The 4,270-nt window shown below is 62.0% G+C and carries 2 protein-coding genes and 2 pseudogenes; 2 read left to right on the forward strand and 2 right to left on the reverse strand.

What is annotated here, in order from left to right:
- Positions 1-325, forward strand: a pseudogene (locus BLT64_RS25635) (IS5-like element IS1248A family transposase); the annotation flags it as partial.
- Here the strand turns inward: BLT64_RS25635 and BLT64_RS26715 are convergent.
- The gene (locus tag BLT64_RS26715; RefSeq protein ID WP_011749591.1) at positions 309-1,187 is read right to left on the reverse strand and encodes a helix-turn-helix transcriptional regulator; all 879 of its coding nucleotides are present in this window, start codon (positions 1,185-1,187) and stop codon (positions 309-311) included. The pseudogene BLT64_RS25635 and the gene BLT64_RS26715 sit on opposite strands and share 17 nt — an antisense overlap.
- Before the next feature lie 571 nt (positions 1,188-1,758).
- Positions 1,759-2,658, reverse strand: coding sequence for an AraC family transcriptional regulator (locus BLT64_RS25640; RefSeq protein ID WP_041530345.1), 900 nt, complete (start codon positions 2,656-2,658; stop codon positions 1,759-1,761).
- 173 nt (positions 2,659-2,831) lie between these two features.
- On the opposite strand from BLT64_RS25640, the pseudogene BLT64_RS25645 reads away from it, so the two are divergent.
- Positions 2,832-3,869 (forward strand): annotated as a pseudogene (locus BLT64_RS25645) (aldo/keto reductase).
- The last annotated feature ends 401 nt before the right edge of the window (positions 3,870-4,270 follow it).

The raw sequence follows: 4,270 nt of genomic DNA on the forward strand, positions 1-4,270 counted from the left end.
AGGGCAGGTCAGCGACTACATCGGGGCGCGGGCGTTGCTCAGCAGCCTCCCAAAGGTCGATTGGCTGCTCGGGGATCGCGGCTATGACGCCGACTGGTTCCGGGAAGCCTTGCAGGACAAGGGGATACGAGCCTGCATCCCCGGTCGAAAGCAGCGCAAGACACCGGTCAAATACGACAAGCGCCGATACAAGCGGCGCAACCGCATCGAGATCATGTTTGGCAGGCTCAAGGACTGGCGGCGCGTGGCAACCCGATACGACAGATGCCCGAAGGTCTTCCTCTCGGCCATCGCGCTCGCGGCAACCGTCATTTATTGGTTATGAATCCTGACCCTAGATTAGCCGCGCACTTGGTATCATATCCTACGTGCTCACCATGATTTAGAGCAATATGAGCTGCTTCATGGTAGAGAGTGAACCAGAAATGGTCGTCCGACAAATGTCGGAAGCTCAAGTGGATAATTGGATTGCCTTGTTCTAATCTCCATGTAGCTCCGCTTGCCCTACACCCCGCTGGGGCGCGGGCGGTGGTAAGCGCCACTCCAACTTGAGCAAGCCGTGCTCGAAGGTTTGCCACCAGTTCTTTGGGGTCGCGAATAAAGCCGAGCCTTTTCAGCTCTGGTAAGAGCCGATTGAAATCAGATCGACTGAATTCGCACAAATCGATTTGAGATGCCTGAATTTCGCCCGCACGCTTCCAAGCCAATGTTGCAAGATCATCAGCGTGGAATGAAGATGAGGTTCTAAAAGACACTGCATCAAGGCCAGATGTATATATAGCCTTCCACTCTGAAATGCTCTCGCAACCGAAGAATTTCAAGAGTTCATCTGCGAGATTATTGGAGCGGAGGTTTTTTCTTATCCAGCCAAATTGACTCATCTGGCGGGTGGGCAGGCATTTTGTCCACTCATCGAGGTTCGAGGAGTGAGCTACACTAAGCCGATCAATCTCAGCATAATAAATCTCATCGCGCCGCAGCCAGAATTCCGCAGTCGAGCCTAGATACTCTGATAGTGTGGCAGCAATATCCGCAGTGATCCTTCGCTCACCGGCAATCAGTAAATCAAACCCTGCGTCATCTAAACCAAGTTCTTCTGCTAGCTCTTCCGCTGGTAGTTCCTTCGCGGACAGCAAGCGGGCAATCGACGCACCCGGCGGCGTCGCCCAGTCTGGCTCAAAGCTCATACGATCACCCGTGAGTCATCTAAGATTCTATGGAGGCAGAAGCGGTGTGCCTCGGGCCACTGCTGCAGTGTCATCTCATGTCGTGTTCTTGGCTCAACCTCAAGGACCAGAGAGCCATTCAAGCCGTAAGTGAGCAAGATTCTGTTGCTTTGTCGTACGGCGAGAGGGGCGATCGGGACTTCGGAAAAAGTTGCTGCAGCTTCGAGGTCTCGTAGGAGGGCACGGAAAGCTGCCGCCGTCTCATCGCCGAGCCTCTTGTTTGCTCGACGTTGACTGAGTGAAACTAGGCGCATTGCTTCGGTTAGGTAAGCTGGTTCCAAAGGGCAAGCACCTATCTACGATTTCGATGTCAACGGCCAGCGAGAACCACGCTAGATATTGAACTGATCACAACATTCTGTAGCTGAGGTTAGTCAGTATCCTTCCGGCTGTCGAGGTTTCATTAGATTAGCTGCTTCTGGGCTCTCGGTTCTGGCCCGCGGAACGTGGCCACTGTCCGCTTCACTGCGGATCGGAGATGCTCGCGCATTGCGCAGCGAAGGTCGGCTGTCCGCCCTTGTCGCCGCCCCTCTCATCCCTCGACCTGCGGCGCGAGGCTCCTGCGGATCTCCTGCCCGTCCCGGCCCGGCGGCGATCCGAACAGGCGGCGATATTCCCGGCTGAACTGCGACGGGCTCTCATAGCCGATGGCGTAGCCGATCCGGGCGACATCGGCATTGTCGAAGAGCAGCAGGCGGCGTGCCTCCTGCAGCCGAAGCTGCTTCTGGTACTGCACCGGCGTCATCGCCGTGACCGCCTTGAAGTGGCGGTGGAAGGTCGCGGGGCTCATTCCGGCGACATCGGCAAGCTGGCGTATGTTCAGCTTATCCGCGAAGCCCTCGCGGATGCAGGCGATGGCCCGGGCGATCCGCGCCATGGGACTGCCGGCGAGGCCGATCTGGCGCAGCGCCGGTCCCATCGGTCCGTTCAGCAGAAGCCAGGTGATCTCCCGCCGGACCAGCGGCGCGAGGATCGCGATGTCGCGCGGCCGGTCGCACAGGGCCAGCAACCGGCAGAGGGGATCGGCAAGTTCCGGCCCAAAGGCATGCACCGCCAGCGCGGCACCGGCGGGGGCGTCGTCGGTGCCATCCCGTTCCAGCAGCAGATCGGAGATCGTCGCGGGGTCCAGGGCCAGGCTGAAGGCCAGGTAGGGTCGGTCGGGCGTGGCGCGGGTGATCTCGGCCCGGATCGGCACCTCCATCGATGCGATCAGGCATTTTCCGGCGTCATAGCGATAGGCGCGTTCGCCAAGCATGCTGGTCTTGGCGCCCTGCGCCACGACGCAGAGCGACGGGCGATAGACCGCATGGATCGGCCCGGTCGGCGCGGTGACCGAGGTCAGGACCAGCCCCTCGATCGGGGTTTCCCGGCCATGCGCCTGCCACTGGCGGGCGATCAACTCCTTGAGCGGGGCAAGATGATCGTTTTCCATGAACCGCAATCTAGGATCCCTGCGCGCGGTGCGCAGCCCGAAATCGGCGCGCATAAGAGGATCGTGCAAGGATTTGCGAGGATCGGCGTCGCGATCCCGGGCAGGGCAGCCCTATCTTTGCCTCAACCCGGCGGCATTCCGCCCCCGACGTCTCCGACATGAAGGAACATTCCATGCGCTACCGCACTCTCGGCCCCAGCGGCCTGCTGGTCTCGGAACTCTGCCTCGGCACCATGACCTTCGGCGGCTCGGAGGGCCTGTGGGGCCAGATCGGCCAGCTGCGCCAGGACGAGGCCGACATGCTGGTCAAGGCGGCCTTCGAGGCCGGCATCAATTTCATCGACACCGCCAATGTCTATGCCGGCGGCGAGAGCGAGCGGATCCTCGGCCAGGCCATCCGCAATCTCGGCATTCCGCGCGACGAGGTGGTGGTCGCGACCAAGGTGATGGGGGTGATGGGCGAGGGCCCGAACGCCCGCGGCGCCTCGCGCGCGCATATCATGGCGCAGGCCAGGGCCAGCCTGGAACGGCTGCAGATGGATCACATCGACCTCTACCAGATCCACGGCTTCGATCCGCTGACCCCGATCACCGAGACGCTCGAGGCGCTCGACACGCTCGTGCGGCAGGGCCATCTGCGCTATATCGGATTGTCGAACTGGGCGGCCTGGCAGATCGTCAAGGCTATCGGCATCGCTGATGCGCGCAAGCTGGCGCCGATCCTGTCGCTGCAGGCCTATTAGACGCTGGTCGGCCGCGATCTGGAACGCGAGATCGTGCCGATGCTGCAGGCCGAGGGCCTCGGCCTGATGGTCTGGAGCCCGCTGGCCGGCGGGTTCCTGTCGGGCAAGTACAGCGACGGCAGCACCGCGAATGACGGCCGCCGGACAAGCTTCGACTTCCCGCCGGTGGATCTGGCGCGCGGCGATGCCGCCATCGCCGTGATGCGCGAGATCGCATCGGCCAAGACCTGCACGGTGGCGCAGGTGGCGCTCGCCTGGCTGCTGCATCAGCCGGTGGTGACCAGCGTGATCGTCGGGGCGAAGCGGATCGACCAGCTGCAGGACAACATCCGCTCGACGGAGGTGGCGCTGACCGCCGAGGATCTGGCCGCGCTCGACAGGGTGACGAAGCTGCCCGCCGAATATCCGGGCTGGATGCTGGAGCGCCAGTCACAATATCGCGCGACCTTCGCCTCGCAGAGGGGGTGACGTCCCCGCCTCGCCCCGCCTGCACCCCTGGCGGGGCGACGACGCTGGTGCAGGCTGCCGACCTTGGCCTTGTTGCGCGCAGGGTGTGGCGGAGCTTGCGATGATTACCTCGGCGTCGCTGGAACCGTTGTTACCGGTGGACAAGGTCATGCGGCTGCTCGGCGTCACGCTATCCTCGCTGGAGGCGCAAAGGCGAGGACGGCGGGGAGGAACAACTGAGCCTCGGCCTCACAGGTATGAAGACGTGCCTTCGGACAGCGGCCTCTGAGCGCGAAGCATGATTACCTGGCCTCTCGACTACTAGCTGCGGAACCCCGCCGATCTCGCCCCTTGTCGCGAGATATCCCGCGCTTTTCCAGTATTTTTACGCCACCCTACGTGGATGCCGCCGCGCAGTGCTC

The organism is Paracoccus denitrificans, assembly GCF_900100045.1.
Taxonomy (GTDB): Bacteria; Pseudomonadota; Alphaproteobacteria; order Rhodobacterales; family Rhodobacteraceae; genus Paracoccus; species Paracoccus denitrificans.

What these genes read in the sequence shown, in the direction of transcription:
- BLT64_RS26715 (WP_011749591.1), bottom strand. Translation starts at nt 1,187, where the DNA reads ATGAGCTTTGAGCCAGACTGGGCGACGCCGCCGGGTGCGTCGATTGCC.
- BLT64_RS25640 (WP_041530345.1), bottom strand. Translation starts at nt 2,658, where the DNA reads ATGGAAAACGATCATCTTGCCCCGCTCAAGGAGTTGATCGCCCGCCAG.